This window comes from Candidatus Allofournierella merdavium (assembly GCF_944382735.1).
Taxonomy (GTDB): domain Bacteria; phylum Bacillota; class Clostridia; order Oscillospirales; family Ruminococcaceae; genus Allofournierella_A; species Allofournierella_A merdavium.
The window spans coordinates 82,301-107,124 of sequence record NZ_CALWND010000004.1; the positions used below are offsets into that span (position 1 = coordinate 82,301).

21 protein-coding genes are annotated in these 24,824 nt (G+C 66.4%); 6 read left to right on the plus strand and 15 right to left on the minus strand.

Features of this window, described 5'->3' with window-relative positions; translation table 11 throughout:
- Window positions 1-35: 35 nt before the first annotated feature.
- The gene (locus ACH2A7_RS03910) at window positions 36-1,790 is read left to right on the plus strand and encodes a hypothetical protein (protein ID WP_394960275.1); all 1,755 of its coding nucleotides are present in this window, start codon (window positions 36-38) and stop codon (window positions 1,788-1,790) included.
- 53 nt (window positions 1,791-1,843) lie between these two features.
- Here ACH2A7_RS03910 and ACH2A7_RS03915 read toward each other — a convergent pair whose 3' ends face one another.
- On the minus strand, window positions 1,844-2,557 hold the full coding sequence (locus ACH2A7_RS03915; protein WP_394960277.1) for a peptidoglycan DD-metalloendopeptidase family protein: 714 nt from the start codon (window positions 2,555-2,557) through the stop codon (window positions 1,844-1,846).
- Window positions 2,558-2,759: 202 nt separating this feature from the next.
- On the opposite strand from ACH2A7_RS03915, the gene ACH2A7_RS03920 reads away from it, so the two are divergent.
- From ACH2A7_RS03920 to ACH2A7_RS03930, 3 genes are read left to right on the plus strand one after another with little or no spacing between them, the layout of a single operon-like run.
- On the plus strand, window positions 2,760-3,686 hold the full coding sequence (locus ACH2A7_RS03920) for a carbohydrate kinase family protein (RefSeq protein ID WP_394960278.1): 927 nt from the start codon (window positions 2,760-2,762) through the stop codon (window positions 3,684-3,686).
- A complete protein-coding gene (locus ACH2A7_RS03925) occupies window positions 3,683-4,600 on the plus strand; it encodes a pseudouridine-5'-phosphate glycosidase (protein WP_394960280.1) in 918 nt (305 codons plus the stop codon). The genes ACH2A7_RS03920 and ACH2A7_RS03925 overlap by 4 nt, the downstream gene beginning before the upstream one ends.
- Before the next feature lie 39 nt (window positions 4,601-4,639).
- Window positions 4,640-4,984 (plus strand): DUF2116 family Zn-ribbon domain-containing protein, encoded by a 345-nt coding sequence (locus tag ACH2A7_RS03930; RefSeq protein WP_394960282.1) that lies wholly within the window; start codon window positions 4,640-4,642, stop codon window positions 4,982-4,984.
- A 126-nt stretch (window positions 4,985-5,110) separates the two neighbouring features.
- On the opposite strand, the gene asnB is transcribed toward ACH2A7_RS03930, so the two are convergent.
- Window positions 5,111-6,955 (minus strand): asparagine synthase (glutamine-hydrolyzing), encoded by a 1,845-nt coding sequence (gene asnB, locus ACH2A7_RS03935; protein WP_394960284.1) that lies wholly within the window; start codon window positions 6,953-6,955, stop codon window positions 5,111-5,113.
- A gap of 177 nt (window positions 6,956-7,132) precedes the next feature.
- Window positions 7,133-7,705: a flavin reductase family protein gene (locus tag ACH2A7_RS03940; RefSeq protein ID WP_394960286.1), complete on the minus strand. Its 573-nt coding sequence runs from the start codon at window positions 7,703-7,705 to the stop codon at window positions 7,133-7,135.
- Window positions 7,706-7,836: 131 nt separating this feature from the next.
- Between ACH2A7_RS03940 and ACH2A7_RS03945 the strand changes: the two genes are divergently transcribed.
- Entirely contained in the window at window positions 7,837-8,169 is a 333-nt protein-coding gene (locus ACH2A7_RS03945) for a winged helix-turn-helix transcriptional regulator (RefSeq protein ID WP_394960288.1), read from the plus strand.
- A gap of 481 nt (window positions 8,170-8,650) precedes the next feature.
- A complete protein-coding gene (locus tag ACH2A7_RS03950; protein ID WP_394960290.1) occupies window positions 8,651-9,952 on the plus strand; it encodes a dicarboxylate/amino acid:cation symporter in 1,302 nt (433 codons plus the stop codon).
- A gap of 57 nt (window positions 9,953-10,009) precedes the next feature.
- Here the strand turns inward: ACH2A7_RS03950 and ACH2A7_RS03955 are convergent, their stop codons facing one another.
- The 12 genes from ACH2A7_RS03955 to ACH2A7_RS04010 form a co-directional block, all read right to left on the minus strand.
- Window positions 10,010-10,783 carry a hypothetical protein gene (locus ACH2A7_RS03955; protein WP_394960292.1) on the minus strand — a complete coding sequence of 258 codons (774 nt, stop codon included), beginning with the start codon at window positions 10,781-10,783 and terminating at the stop codon, window positions 10,010-10,012.
- Between the two features lie 168 nt (window positions 10,784-10,951).
- Complete coding sequence (locus tag ACH2A7_RS03960) at window positions 10,952-11,401, minus strand: threonine/serine exporter family protein (protein ID WP_394960294.1); 450 nt, start codon at window positions 11,399-11,401, stop codon at window positions 10,952-10,954.
- Window positions 11,398-12,168, minus strand: coding sequence for a threonine/serine exporter family protein (locus ACH2A7_RS03965; RefSeq protein WP_394960296.1), 771 nt, complete (start codon window positions 12,166-12,168; stop codon window positions 11,398-11,400). The genes ACH2A7_RS03960 and ACH2A7_RS03965 overlap by 4 nt, the downstream gene beginning before the upstream one ends.
- Complete coding sequence (locus tag ACH2A7_RS03970; protein ID WP_394960298.1) at window positions 12,165-14,711, minus strand: YfhO family protein; 2,547 nt, start codon at window positions 14,709-14,711, stop codon at window positions 12,165-12,167. Before ACH2A7_RS03970 ends, ACH2A7_RS03965 begins: the two co-directional genes overlap by 4 nt.
- Before the next feature lie 45 nt (window positions 14,712-14,756).
- On the minus strand, window positions 14,757-15,530 hold the full coding sequence (locus ACH2A7_RS03975) for an acylneuraminate cytidylyltransferase family protein (RefSeq protein ID WP_394960300.1): 774 nt from the start codon (window positions 15,528-15,530) through the stop codon (window positions 14,757-14,759).
- A gap of 37 nt (window positions 15,531-15,567) precedes the next feature.
- Window positions 15,568-16,500: a Gfo/Idh/MocA family protein gene (locus ACH2A7_RS03980; RefSeq protein ID WP_394960302.1), complete on the minus strand. Its 933-nt coding sequence runs from the start codon at window positions 16,498-16,500 to the stop codon at window positions 15,568-15,570.
- Window positions 16,501-16,503: 3 nt separating this feature from the next.
- Complete coding sequence (locus ACH2A7_RS03985) at window positions 16,504-17,481, minus strand: Gfo/Idh/MocA family protein (RefSeq protein WP_394960304.1); 978 nt, start codon at window positions 17,479-17,481, stop codon at window positions 16,504-16,506.
- Between the two features lie 15 nt (window positions 17,482-17,496).
- Window positions 17,497-18,696 (minus strand): UDP-N-acetylglucosamine 2-epimerase, encoded by a 1,200-nt coding sequence (neuC, locus tag ACH2A7_RS03990; RefSeq protein WP_394960306.1) that lies wholly within the window; start codon window positions 18,694-18,696, stop codon window positions 17,497-17,499.
- Window positions 18,697-18,715: 19 nt separating this feature from the next.
- On the minus strand, window positions 18,716-19,714 hold the full coding sequence (gene neuB / locus ACH2A7_RS03995) for an N-acetylneuraminate synthase (RefSeq protein ID WP_394960307.1): 999 nt from the start codon (window positions 19,712-19,714) through the stop codon (window positions 18,716-18,718).
- A 3-nt stretch (window positions 19,715-19,717) separates the two neighbouring features.
- Window positions 19,718-22,204, minus strand: a complete 2,487-nt coding sequence (locus tag ACH2A7_RS04000; RefSeq protein ID WP_394960309.1) for a YfhO family protein — start codon at window positions 22,202-22,204, stop codon at window positions 19,718-19,720.
- Window positions 22,205-22,232: 28 nt separating this feature from the next.
- A complete protein-coding gene (locus ACH2A7_RS04005) occupies window positions 22,233-22,841 on the minus strand; it encodes a hypothetical protein (protein ID WP_394960311.1) in 609 nt (202 codons plus the stop codon).
- Window positions 22,838-24,802: a hypothetical protein gene (locus ACH2A7_RS04010; RefSeq protein ID WP_394960313.1), complete on the minus strand. Its 1,965-nt coding sequence runs from the start codon at window positions 24,800-24,802 to the stop codon at window positions 22,838-22,840. The genes ACH2A7_RS04005 and ACH2A7_RS04010 overlap by 4 nt, the downstream gene beginning before the upstream one ends.
- Window positions 24,803-24,824: the final 22 nt, after the last annotated feature.

Sequence of the window (24,824 nt, forward strand, 5' to 3'; positions counted from 1 at the left end):
CCGCGCCGAACTTTTCAGATACGAGGTCCTTTTCTATGTCCAGTTTTTCTCAACTTTTCGCCCCCGCCGCGCCGGCCCGGGCCCCCGAGGGGGCCGAACTGATGCTGCTGGGCCGCCGCCGGGGCTTCTTCGGCGAGGAGAACCTGCTGCGCCTTGTCACCTTCGTGACGCTGCTCCTGCAGGCCATCAGCTTCATCACCACCCTGCAGGGGGCCACCGTGTTCCTGGGGGGCATCTTTGTGCTGGCGCCCCTCTTCTTCGCGCTGGCGGTGCAGGCCACCGCCTGGTTCCTGGCGGGCAGCCTGCGGGTGCGCGTCACCCCGCTGCGCTGCGTGGCGCTGGGGCTGGCGCTGTGCTGCTCCACCTACTATTCCTATGTGGGCATCTACAACACGGTGAACCCGCCCGCCATGTACCTGGCGGCGGAGTACGCCCAGGTGCGCAGCGAACTGGACGGCGACTATGCCGCCCGCCGCGCCCAGGCCTTCCGCACCGCCCAGGACCAGGTCAACGGCCTGGTGAGCGACCTGGCCCAGCGGTACAGCCTGCTGGAGCAGGAGAGCGCCCGCCTGGCCGCCTGCTCCAAAGAGCTGGAAGAGGTGAGCGCCGAATATTCCGGCGGCCTGCGCGCCCCCAGCCGGAGCAGTTACGCGAACTACGAGGACTATGTGGCGGCCTACAACGCCTACCTGGCCAGCATCACCCAAAGCGCCCCCGCCGAGCAGGCGGCGGCCCGCCAGGCCATCCTGACCCGCTACGGCTTCGACAGTGAAAGCGCCCTGGCCGAGGCCGCGGCGCAGAATGCGTCGGACCTCTCCGCCTTTGCGGCGGCGGCCGGCGAACTTTCCGCCGAGGGCGAAACGGTGGCGGCGAAGCTGGAGAGCGTCCGTGCCGCTTTGCTGGACGCCCTCACCGCCGCCGAGGCGGAGGGCGCCCTTTCCGCCGAGGCCCGCGCCGCGGCGGGCCGGCTGGCGCAGCTGGCCGCCTCCCAGACCGGCAGCACCCTCTCCACCGACGATCTGCTGCGCCCGGTGGACGCGGCCCTGTCCGGCACCGGCGAGGGGCTGATGGCCTCCTTTGACCAGCTGGCCGCCCGGCTGCCCGGCGGGGCGGTCACCCGGGCCAACGCCCAGGAGATGAAAACGCTGCTCACCTCGGAGATCCTGAACGCGGTGCTGCGGGTGAACGAGGTGGCGGGCGAGGAGGTGCGGAGCGCCGACGACCCGGCTTTGCAGATCACCGACCTGCACCTGAAGCCGCTGCTGGCCCTGGCCGCGCCCGCCCAGCGGGGCATGGCCCTCTTCTGCCTGTTTCTGGCGGCGCTGATGGACGGCCTCACGCTGGTGTTCAGCATCGCCTGCCGCCGCAGGCCCACCCTGCTGAAGAGCCGCAGCCCCCGCCGCCTGCTGGCGGAGAACGGCGACGCGCTGGCTTCGCAGATCTGTGCCTGCCTGCCCGCCGGGCGGGACCCGCTGGACGAGCTGGAACTGTTTTTGAGCCGCTTTGCCGCCAGCCCCGCCACCCTGGCCGAGGGGTACAGCCTGGCCGCGCCCCGGGCGGACCTGGCCGCCTACGAGCGGCTGTGCGCCCTGCTCTGCCAGGCGGGCCTCGCGTCCATCCGCCCGGCGAAGGGCGAGGGCGAGGCCGGCGAGACGGTGCTGCTGCGCTCGGATCTTCTGCTCTTCGCGAACGAACTGCTCACCGCCCGCAGCCGGGGCCGCCTTGCCGGCGACCTTGCCGCCGAGGCCGCGGCGGGCCGCCGGGCCGCCGCCCTGGGCCAGACGGTCTGAGCCCGAAAACGCGCAAAAGGACCCCCGCCGGGCGGCGGGGGTCCTTCCTTTTGTTATCCGAAATAGTGTTCCGGGTCCACCCGGTTGCCGCCCTTGAGCACCTCCAGGTGCAGGTGAGGGCCGGCGGCGGTCTCGGCCATCACCTCGCCCACGCTGCCGAGGGTCTGGCCCACGCTCACCGCGTCGCCCACCGCCACCTGCAGGCTGGAACCGTCCAGACCGGCATAGCGCCAGGTCAGTTCGCCGGCCTCCACCTCCACGATCTGGCCCCACATGCCGTCCTCATAGATGTTGCAGACGGTGCCCGCCACCGCGCTCTTCACCGTGGCGTTTTCGGCACAGGCGATGTCCACGCCGTTGTGGGTGCGCCAGTCCTTCAGCGTCTCGTTGTAGACCAGTTCGTCACCGGAGTAGACCTGCGAGATCTGCCCCTCGACCGGCTGCACAAAGGAGGGTTCGGGCACAGCGGCAGCCTCGCCAGAGTCGCCAGCCGCTTCGGAGGGCGCGCCAGAGCCAGACGCCGAGGACGACGGCTGTGACTGCTTGTCCGACTGCACGGGCACATCGTTCACCTTTTGCTCCACCTGTACGTCCGGCAAATCCCATTCCTGTGTTCCCTCCTGTTCGATCCCACTGGTGGCGTTCGGCCCAAACCGCTGCATCACGTTGCGGATGGCCCAAAAGCTGCTGGCCGCCGCCGCCAGGATGCACAGGGCCAGGGCCAGATAAAAGCCCTTGCCTTTAAAAAACGAGATGATCCTGTTCATGCTATCGCTCCTTGCTTTTTTCTGCTGCCGGCCGCGCGGGCCGAAAGCGGCCGGGGCGGCGGGTCATCGCTTTGCCCTTAGTTTGCAGCGCGCCGGTGGGTTTTATTCACCCGCGGCGTTTTTTGGCCACCCCCTTGTTATTTGAAGACGGATGTAGTAAAATGATATTTTCCAAACAGGGCTTTTTTCGGGAGGTGTTTTCTTGGATCAAAGCTATGTGGCGGGCATCGGCGGGGCCAATGTGGACATCCACGGCCAGAGCCTCGCCCCCCTCATCATGCGGGACTCCAACCCCGGCCGGCTGCATGTGTCGGTGGGTGGCGTCACCCGCAACATTCTGGACAATCTCACCCGGCTGGGCGAGCGGTGCGAACTGGTGAGCGCCGTGGGCGACGACGTCTACGGCCGGATGCTGCTGGATTCCTGCGCGGCGCTGTCCATCGGCACGTCGCAGCTGACGGTGCGCGAAAACCACCCCTCCTCCAGCTACATCTCCATCATGGACTCCGCGGGCGATATGCTGGTGGCCATGAGCGACATGCGGGTGCTCTCGGCCATGGACGCGGCCTTTGTGGCCCATCGGCTGAAGTTCCTGAACGCCGCGCCGGTGGTGTGCGACGGCAACCTGCCCGCCCCCGCGCTGGAGTATCTGGCGCAGCACTGCACCGCCCCCCTCTACGTCGACCCGGTGAGCACCACCTGGGCCAAAAAACTGCTGCCGGTGCTGGGCCGCTTTGACACCATCAAGCCCAACCGGCTGGAGATGGAGGTGCTGGCGGGCATGTCCATCGCCACCGACGCCGACCTGGAGGAAGCCTGCACCCGGGTGCTGGCCGCGGGGGTGCGGCGGGTGTTCGTGAGCCTGGGGGCGGACGGTATCTATTATAAAGGCCCCGAGGGCAGCGTCCACCGGCGCAGCCGCGCCTTTGACAAGCTGGTGAACGCCACCGGCGCGGGGGACGCCACCATGGCGGGCATCATCCACGCCACGCTGGCGGGCAAAAGCGAGAGCGAGGTGCTGAACTTCGCGCTGGGGGCGGGCCTGGTGGCCATCGCCGCGCCGGACACCATCAACGAAGCGATGAGCGAGCAAGCCGTTCACACTATGATAAAGGAGTATGTGGTATGAATCTGAAGAACTATCTGGACATCGCACCCGAAGTAAAATCCGCCGTGGAGGCGGGCAAGCCTGTGGTGGCGCTGGAGAGCACCATCCTCTCCCACGGGATGCCCTACCCCGAGAACCTGACCTTCGCCGCCGAGGTGGAGCGCATCATCCGCGCCGAGGGCGCGGTGCCCGCCACCATGGCCATCATCGACGGCCGGATGAAGGTGGGCCTGTCCGCCGGGGAGCTGGAACTGATGTGCAAGGGCGAGAATGTGGCCAAGGTGAGCCGCCGCGACCTGCCCATCATCCTGGCCACCGGCGGCACCGGCGCCACCACCGTGGCCTCCACCATGATCCTGGCCAGCCTGGCGGGCATCCCGGTGTTCGCCACCGGCGGCATCGGCGGCGTGCACCGGGGCGCCACCACCACCATGGACATCAGCGCCGACCTGCAGGAACTGGCCCACACCCCGGTGGCGGTGGTGTGCGCGGGCGCCAAGATGATCCTGGACATCGGCCTGACGCTGGAGTATCTGGAGACCATGGGCGTGCCGGTGCTGGGCTACAACACCGACCAGTTCCCCGCTTTCTACTGCCGCAAGAGCGGCTTCGGGGTGGACTACACCGCCACCAGCCCCGCCGAGATCGCCAAGATCGCCCGCACCAAGTGGGATCTGGGCCTTGCCGGCGGCATGCTGATCGGCAACCCGGTGCCCGAGGAGTACGCCCTGGACTTTGACGAGATGAGCGCCGTCATCGACAAGGCCCTGGCCACCGCCGAAAAGGACCATGTCCACGGCAAGAACATCACCCCCTACCTGCTGGCGCACATCGTGGAGTACACCGGCGGCAAGAGCCTGGCCACCAACATCCAGCTGGCCTACAACAACGCCCGCCTGGCCGCCAAGGTGGCCGTGGAACTGGCAAAGCTGTAAATGGCCCGTCAAATGGCCCGTCCGGAAGGGGGGCATGCCATGGAACGATGCGAATGGTGCGGCAAAAAACTGCCGCGCGGGCAGCGCTTTTGCTGCGACGCCTGCAAGGAACGTTATGAGCGCACTGCTCTGCGTGACCAGCGCTGTATCAAATGGTTTTTCCCCCTGCTGGCCGCAGGCGTACTGACGCTGTTCGCCGGCGCGCTTTACGGGCGGGCCCCCCTGGCCGGCGGCGGCATGCTGCTTGTGGGGCTGGACATTCTGTTCTTTCCCCTGGTCACGCCCGAGACCAGCGCGCTGCTGGGTGTACGCACCGCTCACCGGGTGGGACGCGCCCTGGGCATTGCCACCATGGCCGCCGGGGTCTGGATGGGCTGGTTTTGAACCGCCTGTCTTTTGCCGAAAGCGGAGGGCGGGCTCCCTGGCCGGCGGGAGTTTTGCCCTCCCCTTTACAAAACGCGCAAGAGGCCGCCGCGGGAACGTTTGTTCCCGCGGCGGCCTCTTTCTGTCTCACCCGATGTGGTACATCCGCATCCAGTCGTTGATCTGCAAAAAATAGGCCAGCATCTGCGGCCCGGCCATCAGCTGACCGAACCAGGGGCGGCCGTAGTCCTTGGGCTGGGCCAGAAACCGCTCGGCCTTCTCCCGGTCCACAAAGCGGTTCACCGGCGCGACGGGGTCCTCCAGCACCTGCCGGAACCGCCTGGCCAGCAGCGCCTCGTACACCGGCGAGTAGGTCTTGGGATAGGGGCTTTTTTTGCGGTACAGCAGCGAGGGGGGCAGCAGGTCGCTGCAGGCGTCCCGCAGCAGGCGCTTTTCCATGCCCTGCCGGTATTTCATTTCCCAGGGCACGTTGTACACATATTCCACGATGCGGTGGTCGGCGAAGGGCACCCGGGCCTCCAGGCCCCAGGCCATGCTGGTGCGGTCCATCCGGTCCAGCAGCGTCTGCATGAACCAGCGCAGGTTCAGCCAGCTCATCTCCCGCCTGCGCCGGTCCGCGCCCTGTTCCCCCGGCAGCACCGGCGTGCCGGCCAGGGTGTCCCGGTATCGCTGCCCCACATACTCCTCCAGATCCAGTTCCCGGAGCGTCTCCTCGCTCAGCAGGGCGGTGCGGGCCGACAGGTCGGCCGACCAGGGGAACCCGTCGGCGTGCAGCAGCTCCTCCCGGTAGAACCAGGGATAGCCGCCGAAGATCTCGTCGGCGCACTCGCCGGTGAGCGCCACCTTGTTGTACCGGCTGACCTTCCCGCAGAAATACAGCAGCGAGGCGTCCACGTCGGCCATGCCCGGCAGGTCTTTCATCCGCACCGCGTCCCCCAGCAGGTCGGCCAGGGTGGCCTCGTCGCACTCCAGATAGGTGTGGTGCAGCGGGTAGAGCCCCAGCACCTGATCCACATAGGGCCGGTCGCGGCTGGGCTGAAAGGCGTTGGCCTGAAAGCAGTCGTCGTTGCGGGCGAAGTCGAAGGAGAAGGTGTTGAGGGCCTTTCCCTCCTTCGCCAGCCGCCGGCTGGCCAGGGCGGTGACCACGGTGGAATCGATGCCGCCGGACAGAAAACTGCACACCGGCACGTCGGACACCATCTGCCGCTCCACCGCGTCCCGCAAAAGGAAGGACACCTTCTCCACCGTCCCGGCGTAGCTGTCGGTGTGGGGCCGGGCCTCCAGCGACCAGTAGGGCCGTTCCTCCACCCGCTGCCGGGAATACTCCAGGATGCAGCCCGGCTTCACCTCCCGCAGGCCGCGGAACACCCCGCAGCCCGGGGTGCGGGCCGGCCCCAGCCCGAAGATCTCCCGGAAGCTGTCCGCGTCCGCCGCGGGGCGCACCCGGGGATGGGCGAACAGGGCCTTCGGCTCCGAGCCGAACACCAGCCGGCCCCCTTCCGTCGTGTAGAAGAGTGGCTTGACGCCCAGCCGGTCCCGGCAGAGGAACAGCGCCTGCCGCCGGCCGTCCCAGATGGCGAAGGCGTAGATGCCGTTGAGCTTTTCGGCCACCGCCATGCCGTATTCCATGTAGCCCAGCAAGATGACCTCGGTGTCGCAGGTGGTCTCAAAACGCCAGCCCCGGGCCAGCAGGTCCTGTTTGATCTCTTCGGCGTTGTACACCTCGCCGTTGTAGACGATGGCGCACTCCCGCCCGCCCTGCCGGCGCACCATGGGCTGCGCGCCGCCGGCCAGGTCCCGGATGGACAGGCGGGTGTGGGCCAGCCCCACACAGTTTTGCAGGTACTCCCCCGTCTGGTCGCTGCCCCGGTGGGCGATGGCCTGCCGCATCTTCACCAGCACCTGCGTCCAGCGCCCGGCGTCCTGGAGAAATTCCCCTTTGAAGTCACAAAACCCCGCGATCCCGCACATAACATACACCTCGCTGCAAAAAATACAGGGCGCCCCCCGTCCGGGAAGCGCCCTTGCTTCTCTGCATCAGTATATTCCGCCATTCGCCGATCCGATACCCACAGCGTCAAAAAAAGCGGCAGGCCGCTTCAAAACCTGCCGCTTTCGCCATCATTCCGTTTTGCCGCGGCGCACGGGTCAGCCCTTCATCAGGCCGGCGCCGCTGTGCCAGGCCTGGCCCACCTTTTCGCTCACAGCATAGTAGCCGTTGCGCATCTGGTCAAAGGCGAAGGCCTGCAGCTTTCCGGCGTCGATTTTGCCCGCCTCGTCCAGCACCTTCTCGTCCGCCATCACGTTGACGATCCGCCCCAGCACCCGCAGGCCGTAGGGCTGGTTCTGCATCTCCACCACCTCGCACTCCAGCGTCAGCGGATACTCGGTGATCACCGGCGCGTCCACCCGCCCGCTCTTGACGGCGTGCAGCCCGGTGCGGGCGAACTTGTCCGCCACCTTGCCCGCGCTGGCGATGCCCAGAAAATCCGACTGGGGCAGGGTGTCGATGCCCGGCACCGCCAGGGTGAACGCCTTGCGCGCCTTAAGATTTGCCACCGTCTTGTGCTCGGCCTCCAGGTTCAGCGCCACCATGTCCTCGGCGCAGATGCCGCCCCAGGCCATCATCATCACGTCCACCGTGCCGTCCTCGTTGTAGGTGCCGATCATGTAGGTCGGCATGGGATAAAGATAGGGTTCTACGCCAAAATCCTTCATCATTGTTCCGCGCGCTCCTTTCGCTGCCGGCGGATTTGACTTCCGCCGCCTCTTACAATATAATTTTAGCAAGCACACGCATGAAAACAAGTACGCACATTGTGGTAATGTACTAACCTTCAGGAGAGTGTATTATGAGTTTTGCCTGCATCAAGGACGCGGATCTGCAGCAGACCGGTTTCAACTACACCATGTCGCTGATCCAGGGCAAGTACAAGATGTTCATTTTGTATGCCCTGATGGAGTACAAGGTGGTGCGGTTCAACGAACTGAAAAAATACATCCGCACCATCTCCTACAAAACGCTGAGCGCCACCCTGAAGGAATTGGAGGCGGACGGCCTGGTGCACCGGGAGGAGTACCCCCAGATCCCGCCCAAGGTGGAGTACAGCCTCACCGAGCGGGGCCGGTCGCTGATCCCCATTCTGGACAGCATGTGCGACTGGGGCGACAAACACCGGGCGTGACGCGGACCGGGCACGGCACAGCCGGGCTTTTCCGGGAGGGGAAGCCCGGTTTTTCGTTGCTGCTGTTTTGCATAATTTTCTGCCGATGCGCCCCAGGGCGGACGACGGAATTAGTACGACTTCTTCGGCATTTTGTCCGAATACCCCACTCCCGCCGGCGGGTTTCTTGCACTTTCGACCATTTTGCTTGGAATTACCCGCCATTTTTCTACAGAATTGACAGTTGAAACCTGTCGAATCTTTGAGTATGATATTTAAGGTGTGCCGGGACGCGGTCACGCGGCCCCGCCGCGCCGTTCCATTTGGTTTCAGCAGTCAGCTGTCCGCCCCCTGCACCCGCCCCCTGACGGCCTGCGCGCGGGCAGCCCTGCGCAATTTGATGTGGTGGGGGTATTGACATGAAAAAAGCAAAAACTTCTCGTTCCCTGGCAGCAAGAATGGGTCTGGCGCTTCTGTTTGGATGCGTTGCAGGCCTTTTTTTATGTGGCTGCGTGAAACGCTGAACGCTTCCGGCAACGCGGCGCTCTGGGGCACGATCAACAACATCCTGTTCCAGGACATCACCGCGGAAGGGGCCACCAACGCCATCGGCCTGTTCTACATCATCGGCCAGATGTTCATCCGCGCGCTGCAGCTGGTCATCGTCCCGATGGTGTTCACCTCCATCGCGCTGGCCATCGGCACCATCTCGGACACCCGCACCCTGGGGCGCATCTCCGTCAAGACCCTGTGCTGGTTCCTGCTTTGCTCCTTCTTCGCGCTGGTGCTGGCCGCCATCGTCGGGCTCTGGATGTTTGAGGCCGGGCTGTTCACCACCTCCATCGGCTCGCTGCAGGCGAGCACCGGGGCCTCCGGCTCGAACCCCCTGAACGTGATCCTGAACATTGTGCCCTCCAACATCGCCACCGCGTTCAGCAGCAACACCTCCGTGCTGGCCATCGTGTTCATCGCCGCGGCGGCGGGCCTGTGCATCACCGCCGTGGGCGAGGACCGCTGCCTGACGCTGACCAAGCTGTTCAACGAGGTCGACAACCTCTGCGTGGTGTTCCTGAACTTTGTGGTCTCCAAGGTGGGCCCGCTGGCCATCTTCGTGCTGCTGACCCGCACCTTCGCCACCTACGGCATCGACTACCTGCGCCCGGCGGCTTTCTATATGCTGACCACCGTGGTGCTGCTGCTGGTGTACCTGGTGTTCGGCTATGCGCTGATCATCCGCTTCGGCACCAAGCTGAACCCCATCCCCTTCGTCAAGAAGATCTTCAAGGTGGCGCTGTTCGGCTTCTCCACCTCCTCCAGCGCCGCGGCCCTGCCGCTGAACATGGAAGTCACCTCGCAGGAACTGGGTGTGGACGAGTCGGTCGCCTCCTTTGTGCTGCCCCTGGGCATGACCGTGAACATGAACGGCACCGCCATCATGCAGGTCGTCGCCACGCTGTTTGTGGCGGGCTGCGGCGGATATGACATCACCCCGCTCTCGCTGCTGGTCATCATGGTGCTGGCGCTCATCGCTTCGGCGGGCACCCCTGCCGCCCCCGGCGCGGGCGCCATCATCCTGTTCACCATCCTGTCCGGCGTGGGCATGACCAACGACAGCGCCCTGATGGCCTACAGCCTGATCCTGGCCATCAACCGCCCCATCGAGATGCTCTGCACCGCGCTGAATGTGGTGGGCGACTCCTGCACCTGCCTGTATGTGGCCAAGTCGGAGAATCTGCTCAACACGGAGGTCTACAACGCCAGCCAGCATGAGCTGACCGTGTGCGCCAAAGCCGAGACCGCGTAAGAATGTTTCCCTCAAAAGAGGCTGCTGCTCAAACCTGTTGAGCAGCAGCCTCTTTTTTTACGATTCTCCCAGCAGGTCGAACATCCTGCGGGCGGTGTCTCCGGTGACGGTGCCGTCGTCGGGGGGTGCGGGCACCGCGTTCACCTCAAGGTAAAGATTCTTTGCGTCGATAAGCGTCTGATCGCAAAAGATGCCCAGCTGCATCGTGAGGCTCTCACCGTCCCTGATGATGTAGCAATAAGCCTGGTGCTGGCTGTCCAGTTTGGCGTCGCCCTCCTTGGGGCGCAGGCTGAAATACCCCAGCACGGGGAAGTTGGGCTGGCTGCCCTCCTCTATCTTGTCCGTCAGCAGCAAAGGCGTCAGGTCGTTGGCGTCCGCGATGACCTCCTCCGGCGCCCCGGCGGGGGCGGCGTACTCCGCCTTCAGTTCCACCAGCACAAAGGGCCGTGCAAGAATATCTTCGCTGTCCACCGTGCAGCCGTACAGATCCACCCCGGCGCTTGCGATGGAATCGTACACCTTCGCCCCTTGCAGCGTGTAGGTCAGCCCCTCCACGCCCCGCTGGATGGCGCTTTCGGTGCCGTCCTCGTAATGGATGGTGAAGCTTTTATAGCCTGAAATGCTCTCGCCCACGCCTTTGGTCTCGGGCTCCTCTCCGACGGCCGGCTCCGGCGTGGGCGGGACCTCGCTGGCGGGGGCGGCGCTTTCCGCCCCGCTTTCAGGCTGGGGCGGGGTGCTCTGGGGCAGGGCGGATCCGTCGCTGCCCGAGCAGGCGGTCAGCGCCGCTGTCAGGGCAAACAGCGCCGCCAGAGCGGCAAGTCTCATCTTCATGGTGTTCTACTCTCCTTTATCCTGTGTTGTGGCAGACGCCTGCCACAGGTTGAGTATCCCACCGTGCGGGGCAAGGAGTATACAGCAAAGCGTATCGGAGTTGCAAATCTTTCGGCACTCAAAAAAGCCCGCCGGGGCGCAGAGCGCTTCCCGGCGGGCTTTTGCATTTTATCTTTGGCGGCTGCGGGCCCCCGCGCCCCAGCGCAGGGGGATGGCCACCACCACCGCCACGCCCAAGGCCAGGGCCACGGCGATCTTCAGCGTCTCGGCGCCCTTGGCGGCGGCCGCCGCCGAGTCGCCCAGGATGAAGCTGTAGGCGGTGTAGTAGATGCCCGCGCCAGGCACCAGTGGAAAGATGCCCGGAATGAGGAACAAAGTGACCGGAGCTTTGCGCAGGATGGCGCAGGCCCGGGCACAAACGGCCATGGGGATGACCGCCAGAAAACTGGCCACCACGGTGTCCGGCTGATACTGCAGGCTCACCCAGTAGACCAGCCAGCCGGCCATGCCGCAGATGCCGCAGCACCACAGATGGCGCGGCGGCACATGGAACAACACCGCAAAGCAGACGGTGCCGCAAAAGGCGGTGGCCAGTTGGATCAACAGCGGCCCGGTCACAGCGCCACCCCCTCGATGAGATTTGCCAGCGCCAGCACCAGGCCCGCCCCCAGCGCGATGCAGGCGGCGGTGAGCAGGGCGTCCAGCATGCGGATGACGCCGGAGAGAAAGTCCGAGTCGATCAGGTCGCGGATGCCCAGCGTCAGCGCCATGCCCGGCACCAGCGGCATCAGCGCGCCGATGATGGCCTTGTCGCTGTTGACGCCAAAACCGGTGGAAAAGATGAGCAGGGTGGCAAGGGCCACAAAGGCCGCCCCCAGAAAGCGGGTGAACAGCTTGCCCACGCCCCAGCGGTCCATCCCCAGCAGCGCCAGCTGCAGGCCCAGGCCCACCGCCAGCGCCACCGCTCCGTCCTGCCACACGCCCCCGAACAGGATGGCGAAGCAGGCGCTGCCAAAGCCGCAGGCCAGCACCTGACGAACGGCCGGGGCACAGGGCATTTGGCGGATGCGCTCCAGTTCGGCATAGGCCTCGTCCAGCCCCACCGCGCCGGCGGCGATGCGCCGGGACAGCTGGTTGATCGCCTCCACCCGGCCCAGATGCACCGTGCTGGCGGGCACGCTGCGCACCTGGGCGGGCATGGCGTTTTCGGGGCCGATGCTGGTGAAGATGCCGTTGGTGAGCACATAGCCGTGGAAATCCGCCACGCCCAGGCTTTTGGCCATGATCTCCATGGTCTGCTGGGTGCGGCTGACCTCCGCGCCGTTTTTGAGCATCAGTTCCCCGGCCTCGGTGACCAGTTCCAGCACCCTCTGGGATTCATTCATGCCGTTTTTCCTCCCTTGCCGCGCCGCTTTTCCACGGCCAGCCACGCCGCCGCGGCCACCGCCGACGCCGCGCTCACCGCCGCGCCCACGCCCGCGCCGGGGTGGTGGTAGCGCAGCCGCACACGGTTTTCGCCCTCTTCCAGCCGCACGCCCATCATGCCCTCAAAGACCGGCTCCACCGGCACTTGTTCGCCGCCGCGCTCGGCGGTCCAGCGGCCGCCGTCCTCGTAGGCGAAGGGCAGCACCAGCAGTTCCCGGCCCTCGCCGCCCTCCACGGTGACGTCGATGGCGCCGCCCTCCCGGATGGAGAGTTCGGCGGGCGCGCCGGCTTTCAGGGCATCGGCGGCCGCGGTGAGCACGCCGGCATCCAGGCTGTAGATCTGAATTTTTTCCCGGTACTCGGGCTTATCCTCCACGCCCAGTTCAAAGTACACCCGCTGGCCCGCCTCAAAGCTGCCCAGGGGGAACACCCCGCCCAGGGAATCCCCCTGGAAATACTCGCCCAGCAGTTCGCCGTCCACCTTCACGTCGCCGGGCATGAAGTTGCCGGTGTCCGGCACGGCCAGGTAGCAGGGCCCGCTCACCGGCACGGTGAACCACAGGCCGATGCCGCTGGCCTCGTCGTCAAATTCCACGTCCTCCGCCGCCAGCAGCGCGTCCGGCGTGCCGGGCACCAGCGCCGAGAGCATTTCGTTCTGCAGCGTGAAGGTGTTGGAACTGGCCTCCACGTCCACCCCCAGGGCGGCGTCGCTGCCGGCGTAGGCCAGCGGCAGGGCCCAGGGATTCTTTTGCACCGCCAGGGCGGTGCCCGTCTCCAGCGGCTCGTAGCCGGCGGGCAGCGGGCGGCTGCCGTCGGTGTAGAGGTACTTGATGCCCAAAAGGCTGTCCGCCACGGCGGTGGAGCCCCAGCCGTAGACGGTGTAGTTCACATAGCCCATCTGCTCCAGCATGGGTTTGGCGGTGCTGGCCTTGGTGGAGGAGTAGTGGCTGATGCCCCAGTAGCCCAGCAGCATGGGGTCGTTGAGGGTGCGCATGAAGTTCTTCTCGATGCGGTACTCCCCGTCGTCCAGCGCGCGCACGGCGTTTACCACGGCGGTGTTCTCATCGTAAAAACTTTCATAGCCGCTTTTGGTATAGGCCTCGAACTTGCGCAGGGCCAGGGCGCTGTTGCCGGCCATGTCCCCGCAGGCGAGGGCGCACAGGCCCGCCGCGCCCAGCAGCGCGCCGGTCTTTTTGGTACCCAGCAGCCACAGGCAGGCCAGCGTGCCGAACCACAGCCCGGCGCACATGGCCAGCTTGAGCACCGAGAAGGTCTCGCCGGCGGTGAACCGGTAGCCCGCCAGCCACACCGCCCCCAGGGCGGCGGCGCCCCCCAGCGCCCACAGGCGAGGCGGGGCAGCCAGCAGCGCCCGCGCGGCCAGCAGCAGCAAAAACAGACTGAACAAAAAGCTGTACCGGTAGGGGAACCACACCGGCTCCTTGAAGCCGTGCCAGATAAGGTCGACGCCGTTCACCCAGAAGCTCAGCACCAGCGCCGCCAGCACCCCGGCGGCGGCCAGCTTTTCCCGCCGGGCCACCTTGCCCGACAAAAAGAACAGCACCGCCAGCGCCGCGCAGAACACCCCGCAGTAGACGTTGGGCAGGCCGTTCGTCACGTCCTCCCAGAAGAAATTGCCGAAGAAGAACTGGTACAAAAGCCTCGGCAGCGAAAAGTTCACCCCGAGGGTGAAGTCCATGCCGAACAACGCGCCCTTCGACTCCTCGATCTCCACCAGCGCGGGGTACAAAAGGGCCATGGAAAGGCCCGCCGCCAGCGCGCCGGAGGCGGCAAAGGCGGCGAAGCGCCGCCCCAGCAGCCGGCCGCCGCCCGCGACGCGGCGGGGGCTGGTGGCCCAGTACCAGAAGAAGTAGAGCACGCTGAACAGGCACACCTCCCAGGCGGTGTAGAAGTTCAGCAGGATGCAGGCGAACACCAGCCAGAACAGCGGCCAGTGGCGGCCGGTGTCCACCAGGAGTTCCAGCGCCCACAGCACCAGGGGCGCCAGCAGCACCACGTCCATCCAGATGACGTTCTGGCTGTACACCACACAGAAGGCGCACAGCGCGTAGCCCTGGCTCAAAAAGGGCAGCAGGGGGCTGGCGCTGTCAAAGTGCTTTTGCAGAAAGAAGCAGAAGGCGGCGGCGGTGCAGGCGGTGCGCAGCAGGAACATCAGCTGCACCATCTGGGGGATCATGCGCACCGGGGCCAGCAGGATGAGCAGGTTGAAGGGGCTGGCCATATAGTAGGCGAAGAGCCCCAGGGTGCTGCCGCCGCAGAGTTTGGAAAAGCTGTAAAAGAAGCCGCCCTCCGCCAGGCGCCGTTTCAGGTCGGCCAGATAGGCCACATACTGCCCGTTCAGATCGCCGGTGAGCATGGTGCCGTCGCCGAAGGGCCAGAAGCCCAGCACCAGATAGATGCCCAGCACCAGCGCGGCGCCGAGGCCGAAACTTAAAAGCAGGTTCCGGCGCTGCGCGCCGGCAAGAGGATTTTGCGTTTTTGTCATGTTTTTTATGCGTTCCCTTGTTTTTTGTTTGTTGCCGCGGGCTTTTCAGTCCCGAATGGCCCCCTGCACCAAGGCGAAGGGCTCCAGCGTGGCGTAGAGGTGGGCGCCGATGACCTCCATCAGCTTGAAGTCCTCCTCGCTGTCGATGTCCAGGATGCCGGTGTCCATCATCAGGCTGGCGCCGATCTTGCCGTCCCACAGGATTCCGGTGGTATTATCGGCCAGGAAGGCCCGGCGGTAAACGTAGATGCTGGCGTTCACGTCGTAGAACTCCGGCGCCATCTGCCGCGCGGTGAAGGCCGGGGTGCCCGGGGCGTTCTCCACCCCCTTCTCCACATGGTCGCCGCAGCGGCGCACCATGTTGAAGTAGGGGTTGCGGCGGCTCTCGGTGACGCTGAACACCAGGTCCAGGTCCTCCCGGCCCTCCGCCAGTTCAAAGGCGTTCTGGATGTCCCGGGCGGTGCGCAGGGGGCTGGTGATGTCCAGGTCCATCACAAAGTCGTAGGGGCCGTTTTTCTCCTCCATGCGGGCAAGGCTGTCCTGGATGACGGCCATCTTGGGCACCCGGTCGCCCCCCAGTTCCTCGCAGCGGGGCAGATAGACCACCTCGGGGTATTTTTCCGCCACCAGCTTCGCCAGGGCCTCGCTGTCGGTGTTCAGGCAGAGATCCACCTGCACGTCCGGCCGGGCGTCGCAGAAAAGGCCCTCCGCCGCCAGGCTGTAATAGACCAGCGGGTGCCCGCAGAAGGTCTTGAGGTTTTTGTTCTTGAAGCCCTTGCTGCCGGCCCGCCCGCAGATGGTGATGAGCAGTTTTTTCATGATCTTCTCCTTTTTGCCGCCCGTTCGGGGGCGGCCCTCACAGTGTTTCGCCCAGGGTCAGGCCCAGCACCTTCTGGGCCATGGCGGGGCTGTTGACGCTCTCCCCCGCGCCTGCGCGGGCGTAGTCCAGGAAATAGTCCATCTCCCGCAGATAGCGCTGGTTCACCGGCTCCTCGCAGTGGATGACATCGCCGTTTGCCAGCGTGAGGGTGCCCGCGCCGAAATCCGCCGTCACGGTGCCCTCCTCGCAGAACAACTCGATGCTGCGGCGGTAGGTGCGGCCGAAGTAGTCCAGATGCACCTCCGCCAAAAGGCTGGGATACCGGGCGATGTAGACCGACAGGTCGTCCGAGTCGATCTCCAGCCGGGAGTAGGTGCCCTTGAAGTTGTGCATCTCCAGCGGCGCACCGAACAGGTCCACCAGATAGTCCCACTCGTGGATGAGGTCGATGGTCACGCCGCCGCCCATCTCCTTGTGGGCGGAGTAGACGGTGCGGTAGTCCACCCCGGGGCGCCAGTCCGGCAGGTAGGACGAGCAGATCACCCGCACCGAATAGGGCGCGAGGGTGTTCATCCGCTCCTTGAGGGCCAGAAAGGTGCCGCACCAGCGCATCGGCGCGGCCACATAGGCCTTCTGCCCGGGCCCCAGACCCAGCTGCTCCAGGTCGTAGCCGGTGCCCTCAAAGATGGGCTTTTCAATGAAGAAGCAGTCCGCCCTGCCCGCCAGTTCCGCAAGGGTGTGGGCGTGCAGGTGGGTGGGGTTGGTGATGAAGGCCACGTCGTAGTGGCCCAGCTGGTCGTAGCTGACATACTGGGCCCGCAGCAGCCCTTCCACGTCGGCGGCCAGCGGCCGCATGGAGGAGCGCAGCGCGTCCGCCTGCACTTCGATGCCCTTTTCCTTCGCCACCTGGAAGAGATTGCGCAGGTGGCGGGTGCCGATGGACCCGAGGCCCACAAACAAAACTTCCATGCCTTACGCCTCCTCGATGGCCTCGATCAGCCGGATGGTCTCCAGATCCTTTTCAAAGCTGTAACGCGCTTCTTCCCTGCCCGCCAGCACGCCCAAAAAGTTTTGCAGCTCGTCCACATAGGCGTTCTCCACGATGTTGTCGCTGTATCTGGCGTCGTGCTCCACGCTGGCGTAGGTGTTCACGGCCTTTTTTTCGCCGGTGGCGTGGTCGAAGTCGTAGAGGCTCTTCGGGTTGCCCTCCCAGAAGAGGTGCAGCCCCTCGCCGAAGCACTCGAAGTTGCGCACCGCCTTGGGGCTCACCACGTCCACCGCCAGCATGCCCTTGACGCCGTTTTCATGCCGCAGGGTGACAAAGACGCTGTCCGGGTAGGCAATTTCCAGCCCGCTGATCTTGTCCTTCTCGGCGTGCAGGCCCTTCACCGGGCCGAAGGTGTCCAGCAGCCAGGGCAGGTCGATGCCGAAGATCTCCCGCACGCCGCCGGTGCGCGCATCCCCCACAAAAAAGTTTTTGTAGTTCTCCCAGGGGTGCCAGTCGGGCAGGTACTGGCCGATGTGGTAGATGTAGTTCACCGGCTTTGCGAACTCTTCCACCCGGCGCTTGATATACCGGGTCTCCCCCCGGTAGAGCATGGTGGAAGAGAGGAACAGGGGCACCCCCTTCTCCCTTGCCAGCGCCATGTTTTCGGCGTAGCCGTCGCTCACCAGGTTCAGCTCAGTAAACACCGGCAGGCCGGCTTGGAGCAGCTGGCGGATGATGCCGGCGTGGGAGAGGGGCGCGGTGCACACCAGCGCACCGTCAAAGCGTTTTGCCGCCAGCGCCGCCTCGATGCTCTCAAAGCCCTCCACGCCCAGCCCCGCCGCCTCCTGGCGGCGGGAGGGGGCGGTGTCCACCCCGGAGAGGGCGATGGTCTTGTCGATGCCCTTCAACAGCCGGGCGCGGCGCTTGCCCATGCTGCCCAGGCCCACGATCAGAAGTTCCATAGATTCCACCTCATTTTATCCGTCCTGGCGGCCCGCCGGGCCGTCGTAAAACACCTTGGGCGCGCCGAACTCCGGCCGGCGCACCGCCTTGAGCAGGATGTCCACGATCTTGCCGCTGGTATCTCCCCCATTATAGGGGCTTTTGGCCCCCTTTGCAACGGCGGCAAATTCCGGGCTGAGGGCCTTGCGCACCGCCGCGGCGATGGCCCCTTTCTCCGCCGGGCAGCAGAGGACATTTTCGCACAGGGGCCGCCCTTCCTGCCGCCCGCCCACGTTGACGGCGGGCACCCCGAAGGAGGGGGTCTCCACCACCCCGCTGGAGGAGTTGCCCAGCACCAGCGCGGCGACAGCCATGGCGGAGAGATACCGCTTGACGCCGAGGCTGGAGCGCACCGCCGCCGTGCCCGGGTGGCGTTCGCCCCATTCGTCCCACATGGCGTTGATGGCAAGGCCCCCCGCGTCGGCGTTGGACTTGGTCACCAGCCACACAAGGCCCTCGGTGCGGCTCACCTCGTCCATCGCCTCCAGCAGGGCGCCCATCTGGGCGGCCACGTCCGCGTCCCCCGCCGTCTGGGGGTGGAAGGTGACCAGGCCGAAGGGCCGGGTCAGGTCAAACCCCACGCTCTCGCTCAGCAGCGCGGGGGTCAGTTTTTCCATCGTGCGGATGTTCTCGTCCCCCAGGCCCCCCACGTTGAACACCGTGGCGGGCGCCTCGCCCATGCGCACGACGCGGGCGGCGGATTCCGCGCAGCTGGGAAAGTGCAGCCGGGCGATCTTGGTGAGGCAGTGGCGGTACCAGTCGTCCTGGGCGCCCAGGGTCACGTCGCCGCCGCTGATGTGGGCCACCGGCACCCCGGTGAAGGCCGCCGCTTCGGCGGCGGCCAGAATTTCGTAGCGGTCGCCCAGCACGAGGCAGCAGGCGGGCTTGTTCGCCGCGAACCACTCCGAAAAGCCCCGGATGGCTCTTTCCACCGCCCGGGCGGTGGAAAGAGGCCCTTCGTCCTCTTCAAAGAGGATGGGGATGCGGGCCGCGATGGGCATGCCGTCCGCCTCGATCTCGCTCACGGTGGCTCCGTGGCGCGGCGAGAGATGCGCGCCGGTGACCAGCAGGGCCAGCCGCGCGTCCGGCCGGGCGGCCAGCTTTTGCAGCACAGGCCGCAGCAGGCCATACTCCGCCCGGGTGCCGGTGACCACGGCGATAAGGGGCTGTTCCATGGCCCTTTCCTCCTTTTCCTTACAGTTCGATGGGTTCATCCTCGGCAAAATCCCGCTTGGCCGCCATCCCCAGCACCTCATGCCAGCGCATCGGGGAAACGCCGGTGCCCGGGCGCTTGGTGGTGAGATTCTCGGCGGTGAAGATTTCGCCCTGTTTGATGTCTTTGGCGGCCACGATGCTCTTGCGGGCCACCGGCTTGTTCTTCGCCTCGCTGGCGGTGACCGCCTTGCGCCCGGTGCCCAGGGCCGCCTGGGTGTGGCGCACGGCCTTGATCATGGCGGTGAGTTCCGGCACGTCCAGGCTGGCCTTGTGGTCGGGGCCGGGGAGGTTTTTGTCCAGCGTGAAGTGCTTTTCGATGACCGTCGCCCCCAGGGCCGCCGCGGCCACGTCGCACTCCCAGCCGGGGGTGTGGTCCGAAAGGCCCACCGGCACGCCGAACTGGTCGGCCAGCTCCAGCATGGCCAAAAGGTTTGCGTCCTCGTAGGGGGTGGGGTACTCGGTGTTGCAGTGGAGCAGCGTCACCCCGGGGCAGCCACCGTCCTCCAGCACCGAGAGGGCGTCCTCGATCTCCGGCAGGGTGCTCATGCCGGTGGAGAGCACCACCGGTTTTTTGGCCGCCGCCACCGCCTCCAGATAGGGCAGGTTGGTGATCTCGCCGCTGGGGATTTTAAAAAAGGGCAGGTCCAGGCTCTTCAGAAACTCCACGCTGGGCAGGTCAAAGGCCGCCGAGAGGTACTGGATGCCGATGGAATCGCAGTACTCCTTCAGCTGCCGGTGGCCCTCAAAATCGAAGTGCAGCCGGCGGACCATCTCCAGCTGGCTCTCCCCGTCCCCCGTCTGGGCCTTCTGATACTCGGCCTTGGGCGCGAATTTCGACACCACCAGTTCCGGCACGGCGGTCTGGAATTTCACCACGTCCGCCCCGGCGTTTTTTGCCGCCAGCGCCATCTCTTTCGCCATCTCCAGGCTGCCGTTGTGGTTGACCCCCGCCTCGGCAATGATGAGAACGTCCCGCATAGTTTATCGCTCCTTACCGTTTTGTTTCTTCTGCCAGACTGCCAGCGCCGCCAGGGCCACCGCCCCCGCCAGCGTCAGGCCCAGGCCCGCCGCCGCGCCCGGCTGGGTATAGCGCAGGCGCAGGGTGTGGCTGCCCGCCGGCAGCTCCACCGCCAGCAGCGCCCCCGCCGCCTTCTGAATTTCGGCGGGCGCGCCGTCCACTTCGGCCTGCCAGTTTTCATCCCAGGGCACCGTGAGCACCGCCAGGCCGTCGGCCTGCGCGCTCGTTTCCAGTGTGACGGCCCCGTCCTTCCAGCTTGTCACGGTGGGGGCCGCCTCTCGCAGCGCTTCGCAGGCGGCGGCCAGAGTTTCTTCGTCCAGCACCGCGAAGCGGGCATCCACCGCCGTGTCCAGCGTCACTTCCACGGCCTCCCCCGCCTCAAAGCGGCCCAGGTCCACCGCCGCGTCCGCCGACCGATCGGTGGAGAACACGGCGCCCTTCTTTTGCCCGTTTACCTCCAGGGACACGCCCGCCTCCTGGCCGGAAAAGACGGCGTAGAGGATGCCGCCCTTTGGCATGGTCAGCTGGAACTCCTCGCCGCTCCCGGCGCTCTCCACCGGGGTGAACAGAGCCGCTTTCCTGCCCAGCAGGGCGGTGTAAAGGGTTTCCGCCGCCTCAAAGGCGTCCAGCCCCTCGGCAAGGTCGAAGGCCGCCGCGTCCGAGGGCGACCAGAGGGCCCGGGGCAGGGCATTGGGGTTTTTATACACCTGCCAGGGGGCGGCGATGTCCGTTTGTTCAAAATGCGTGGGCACCGCGCCCCCCTCCCGGGCCAAAAACCACCCCACCGACAAAAGGCTGTCGGCGGCGGCGGTGCTGCCCGAAAGGTAGCCGTAGCTGGAGCCGAAGTTGCGGTAGCCCAGGGCCATCAGCAGGATGGAGGAGGCCCCGTCCTGCACGCTGCTGAAGTGGGTGAGGCCCTCGTAGCCCAGCAGCATCGGGTCGTTGAGGGTGCGGAAGAAGGTCTTTTCCACCCGGTAATTTTCGGGGTTCTCCTTCTCCACCGCCCGCACCGTGGCCCGCCCGGCCCGCACAAAATCGACGTATTCCGCCACCGGATAGACCTCGAAAAGGCGCAGCGCCCAATATCCGTTCAGCGCCAGCTCCCCGGCGGTGAGGGCGGCCAGGGCCAGGGCGGCCAGGCGTTTTTTGCCGCTTTGCAGCCGTCCCCACAGCCAGACGAGGCCGATGTCCGCCGCCAGCAGGCAGCAGGCCAGCAGCCAGCGCCGCCGGCCGTAGGTCTCGACGCGGGTAAAGTACACCAGCACCCCCAGGGTCGCCGCCACCGCCCCGGCGGCGAGGCCCCGTTTGAGGCGCACCGGACCCGTGAGGGCCCCCGCGCCCAGGGAGAGCAGCAGGAACACCAGCAAAAAGCTCTCCCGATAGGGGAACCAGTTGGGGGCGGCAAAGCCGTGCCAGGCAAGGTCCAGCGGCCGCCACCAGAGGCTGACCAGCAGCAGGGCGGCGAACAGCCCGTAAATCAGTTTTTCCCGCCGGGGCCGGGCGGAGAAAAAGTAGAGCAGCGCCGCCCCGAGGCCCAGCATGCCGCAGTAGACCGGGGGCAGACCGGTCTGCACGTCCGACCAGACAAAGTTGCCGGTGAAAAATTTTTGAATGAGATCCAGGGGCGAGAACTGCCCGCCGCCGGAGAGGTCCAGGCCGGTGCTCTTCACCTGCAAGATCTCCCGCACCGCCGGCACCAGCACCGCGCCGGCCAGCGCCGCCGCCGTGACCCCCGCCGCCGCAAAGCGCCCGCAGGCCGAAAGCGCCACCTTCGCGCCGGGGCGGGGCGTGCGCACCGCCAGGCCCGCGACGAAATACAAGCCGGAGAATATGCACAGCATATACCCCATGTAAAAGTTTGTGAAGATGGCCGCGGCCAGGGCAAGGCAGAAGCCCACGGCTCCCCTGCCCGCCAGTAGCCGGTCGAGGCCGGCGCAGACCAGGGGCAGCAGGATCACCGCGTCCAGCCAGAGGACGTTCTGGGCGTAGGCCAGCGAATAGCCCATCAGGCCGTAGCACCAGCACAGGGGCAGCCAGAGGGCCTTTTCGCCGCCCCAGCGGCGCTCCAGGTAAAAACAGAAGGCCGCCGCCGCCAGGATGACCTTGGCGGCGTAGACAATGCAGCACAGCTGGCCGTAGAATTCCGGCGCGATGACAAGATAGAGCCAGGCGAAGGGGCTGGCAAAGTAGTAGGCGAAGAGGGCAAAGGCCCCGCCGCCCATCCCCAGGTCGTCGGCGTAGAAAAGGCTGCCGCCGCTGCGCACCGCGTCGTAAAAATGGGCGTAGAAGGGGATGTACTGGCTGTTGAGATCGCCGGTCATCACCGAGTTCGGGCCGAAGGGCCAGAAGCGGCAGGCCGCGTACACGGCGCACAAAATGACCGCCATGCCCCCCGCCGCCAGCGCCAGCCGCCCCCGGCGGCTTTGTAAAAAGCGTTTTGCTCGTTCCATTCCAAACCTCTCGCAAAAGGCGGGGCGCTCAGCCCCGCTTTTTCAGACGCCCCTTCCAGAAAAGGCCCAGGTCGGCCAGCACGGCCGCCGCGGCGGGCAGCGCCGCCAGCGCCAGCCCCTGCTCGGCCCGGGGCACGAAATACCGCCAGAGGGGCACCGCCACGTTCACCGAGAGGGCCGCGTTTTCGCCCTCCGCCAGCACCACCCCCGCCCCGGCGGCGGGGTCGATGCGGATGGTGTCCGCCGCGGCGGGCAGCACCAGCAGCACGCCTCCGTCCACCGCCTCGCCAAACACCCGGCGGCGCAGGCTGAAGTCCTGCCCGGCGGCGGCCCAGTAGCCCTCAAAGCCCGCCGGGTCGGCGTCGGTGGCAAGGAACACGCTGCGCACCGGCCGCCCGCCGTTGAAGATCAGCTGGGGGTCGGCCCCGGTGGACACCCAGAGGCCCTCGTCGGTGAGGGCGATGTCCTGGCTTTGCAGGGTGGCGAGAGGGATATCTCCCCCCGCCAGCCGCCCGGTGGCGCGGCCCAGGGCGTCCCACCCGGCGCTGCCAAAGGCCCACAGCGCCCACAGCGCCAGGGCCAGGAGATAACAGGCGGCCACCAGGTGCGCCGCCGCCCATGCAAACACTCGTTTCATCCTTTGGCCCCCACATTGCAGACAAAGTCAAACTGGCCCTCCGCCTCGTTCCAGGCGTACACCGCCGACTGGTTTTCGCAGCCCGCCAGCCCGTCGCTGAAGAGGGCGGCGTAGCCGGCGGCAAAAAGGGTGTCGCTGCGCTCGATGAACACATAATCACAGCCCCGCTCGCGGATGCAGGCCAGCAGTTCTTCGGCGGTGTAGGGGTGGTAGTAGAGGGTGTCCTCCTCCAGCGCCCCCGGCACAGCGAAGGTGCCGCCGCCGCCCTGGCCCTCGGTGCCGCTGTAATCCAGATACCAGGGGTAGAGCTCATAGGAATAGAGGAACCAGCGGCTGCCGTCGTCCCCCTGGCTGACAAAGAAGATATGGGCGTCCTCGGGCACCGCCGCCTGCACCTGCCGCGCCTCGTCCCGGGTGGCCCACCGCTGGGCGTAGGCCGCATTGCCCCCGCCGAACACGGTGAGGCTGAAGGGCAGCCGCAGCCACACCAGCGCCGCCAGCGCCAGCGTCAGGGCGGCAAAGCCGGTCTGCAAAAGGCCCCGGATGCGCTCAAAGCCCATGGCCCGCAGCACCAGCGCCGCCGCGGCCAGCAGCCAGCCCAGCAGATAGGGGTACATATACCGCTCAAAGCCCACCAGCCCGTCGGACACCTCGTCCCGGAAGACATAGACATAGGTCAGGCCGATGAAAAAGAAGTAGGCGGCAAAGCCCGCGGTGCCCAGCACCGCGAAAAGGCCCGCCTGCCGGCGCAGGGTTTTGTCCTTTGTGAGGATGGCCGCCCCCGCCGCCATGGCAAAGGCCAGGGCAATGACCACCGCGAAGGGGCCCACCATGGTGGTTTTGGAGGCAAAGAGCGCCCGCACCAGCCCGCCCATGATGGTGGAGAACTTCTCGGTGCGGCCGATGCCCAGCAGTTCCTTCACGCCGGTTATGACCATTTCCGCCATGCCCATCTGTTCGGTGCCGCCCACGTTGGAGGTGTCCGCCGTGCTGGCCACCGCCAGATACTTCTGCCAGGATAGGAAGGAGAGGCCGCAGGCGATAAAGAGCCCGGCCCAGCCCGCCGCGGGGCGCGCCCAGCGGCGCAGGGGGGCTTTTTCCGCCAGCAGTCCCAGGAGCCCGTCGGCGGCGATGAGCTCCGCCGCCACCAGCGCCAGGGCAAAGCCGGTGTCCTTTTCCAGGCACAGGGCGGCCAGCGCCAGGACCGAGGGCCACAGCGCCTTCTTTTCATTGATATAGTACACCGCCAGCGCCCCGCCGAAGGTGAGGCCCAGGGGGATGTCCGACAGGGCCGAGGCGTAGAGGTCGGTGGGGCGGGTGACGCTGCCGTAGAGGGTGACCACGAAGGGCAGCAAAAAGCCGAAGCCCAGCGCCGGCACCCACTGCCGGGGCGCGCCCTTTTTGCAGCCGGCGGTGAGGGCGGCGAAGATGGCGATGAGCAGGATGTCGTACCCCGCCAGCACCCGCCATTCGGCGTACCCGCCGAAGAACTGGAAGAACCACCCCAGCACCACCAGGGCCGGGCGGTGGGTGCCCACCCAGGCCCAGCCGATGTCGGCGTTCACATACAGGCCGCCGCTGGTCTTGACGATCCTGGCGGCGGTGCCCCAGAAGGAGAACTCGTCCCAGGTGGAGAACATGGGCTGCCGCCAGGCGAAGAAGGCCAGCAGCAGCGCCGCCAGCACAAAAAAGGCGGCAAAGCCGGGCGCGCCCAGCGCGGCGGCGGGCTGTTTTGCCCCCGCCGGCCGCACCGAAAGCACCCAGGCCGCCGCCGCCAGCGCGAAATAGGCCCAGCCGGCGGGGACCAGCACGCCCAGCATCCCCGCGGCGGAAAACCAGAGCATCGTGGCGCACAGCGCCGCGAAGGGCGCCAGCGGCGCGGGCAGGGCGGTACGCCGCACCATGAGCACGGCAAAGCCCGCCAGCGCCGCCAGCGACAGATAGCTGAAGAGAAGTTCCATACGCAAAAGCTCCCTGCGCCGC

Bases quoted from the DNA above. Each gene is read 5' to 3' on its own strand.
- ACH2A7_RS03950 (WP_394960290.1), top strand. From the start codon at position 8,651: ATGTGGCTGCGTGAAACGCTGAACGCTTCCGGCAACGCGGCGCTCTGG.
- ACH2A7_RS03945 (WP_394960288.1), top strand. From the start codon at position 7,837: ATGAGTTTTGCCTGCATCAAGGACGCGGATCTGCAGCAGACCGGTTTC.
- ACH2A7_RS04000 (WP_394960309.1), bottom strand. From the start codon at position 22,204: ATGGAACGAGCAAAACGCTTTTTACAAAGCCGCCGGGGGCGGCTGGCG.
- ACH2A7_RS04005 (WP_394960311.1), bottom strand. From the start codon at position 22,841: ATGAAACGAGTGTTTGCATGGGCGGCGGCGCACCTGGTGGCCGCCTGT.
- ACH2A7_RS03915 (WP_394960277.1), bottom strand. From the start codon at position 2,557: ATGAACAGGATCATCTCGTTTTTTAAAGGCAAGGGCTTTTATCTGGCC.
- ACH2A7_RS03940 (WP_394960286.1), bottom strand. From the start codon at position 7,705: ATGATGAAGGATTTTGGCGTAGAACCCTATCTTTATCCCATGCCGACC.
- ACH2A7_RS03985 (WP_394960304.1), bottom strand. From the start codon at position 17,481: ATGGAACTTCTGATCGTGGGCCTGGGCAGCATGGGCAAGCGCCGCGCC.
- asnB (WP_394960284.1), bottom strand. From the start codon at position 6,955: ATGTGCGGGATCGCGGGGTTTTGTGACTTCAAAGGGGAATTTCTCCAG.
- ACH2A7_RS03965 (WP_394960296.1), bottom strand. From the start codon at position 12,168: ATGAATGAATCCCAGAGGGTGCTGGAACTGGTCACCGAGGCCGGGGAA.
- ACH2A7_RS03925 (WP_394960280.1), top strand. From the start codon at position 3,683: ATGAATCTGAAGAACTATCTGGACATCGCACCCGAAGTAAAATCCGCC.
- ACH2A7_RS03970 (WP_394960298.1), bottom strand. From the start codon at position 14,711: ATGACAAAAACGCAAAATCCTCTTGCCGGCGCGCAGCGCCGGAACCTG.
- ACH2A7_RS03975 (WP_394960300.1), bottom strand. From the start codon at position 15,530: ATGAAAAAACTGCTCATCACCATCTGCGGGCGGGCCGGCAGCAAGGGC.
- ACH2A7_RS03930 (WP_394960282.1), top strand. From the start codon at position 4,640: ATGGAACGATGCGAATGGTGCGGCAAAAAACTGCCGCGCGGGCAGCGC.
- ACH2A7_RS04010 (WP_394960313.1), bottom strand. From the start codon at position 24,802: ATGGAACTTCTCTTCAGCTATCTGTCGCTGGCGGCGCTGGCGGGCTTT.
- neuB (WP_394960307.1), bottom strand. From the start codon at position 19,714: ATGCGGGACGTTCTCATCATTGCCGAGGCGGGGGTCAACCACAACGGC.
- ACH2A7_RS03910 (WP_394960275.1), top strand. From the start codon at position 36: ATGTCCAGTTTTTCTCAACTTTTCGCCCCCGCCGCGCCGGCCCGGGCC.
- neuC (WP_394960306.1), bottom strand. From the start codon at position 18,696: ATGGAACAGCCCCTTATCGCCGTGGTCACCGGCACCCGGGCGGAGTAT.
- ACH2A7_RS03955 (WP_394960292.1), bottom strand. From the start codon at position 10,783: ATGAAGATGAGACTTGCCGCTCTGGCGGCGCTGTTTGCCCTGACAGCG.
- ACH2A7_RS03980 (WP_394960302.1), bottom strand. From the start codon at position 16,500: ATGGAAGTTTTGTTTGTGGGCCTCGGGTCCATCGGCACCCGCCACCTG.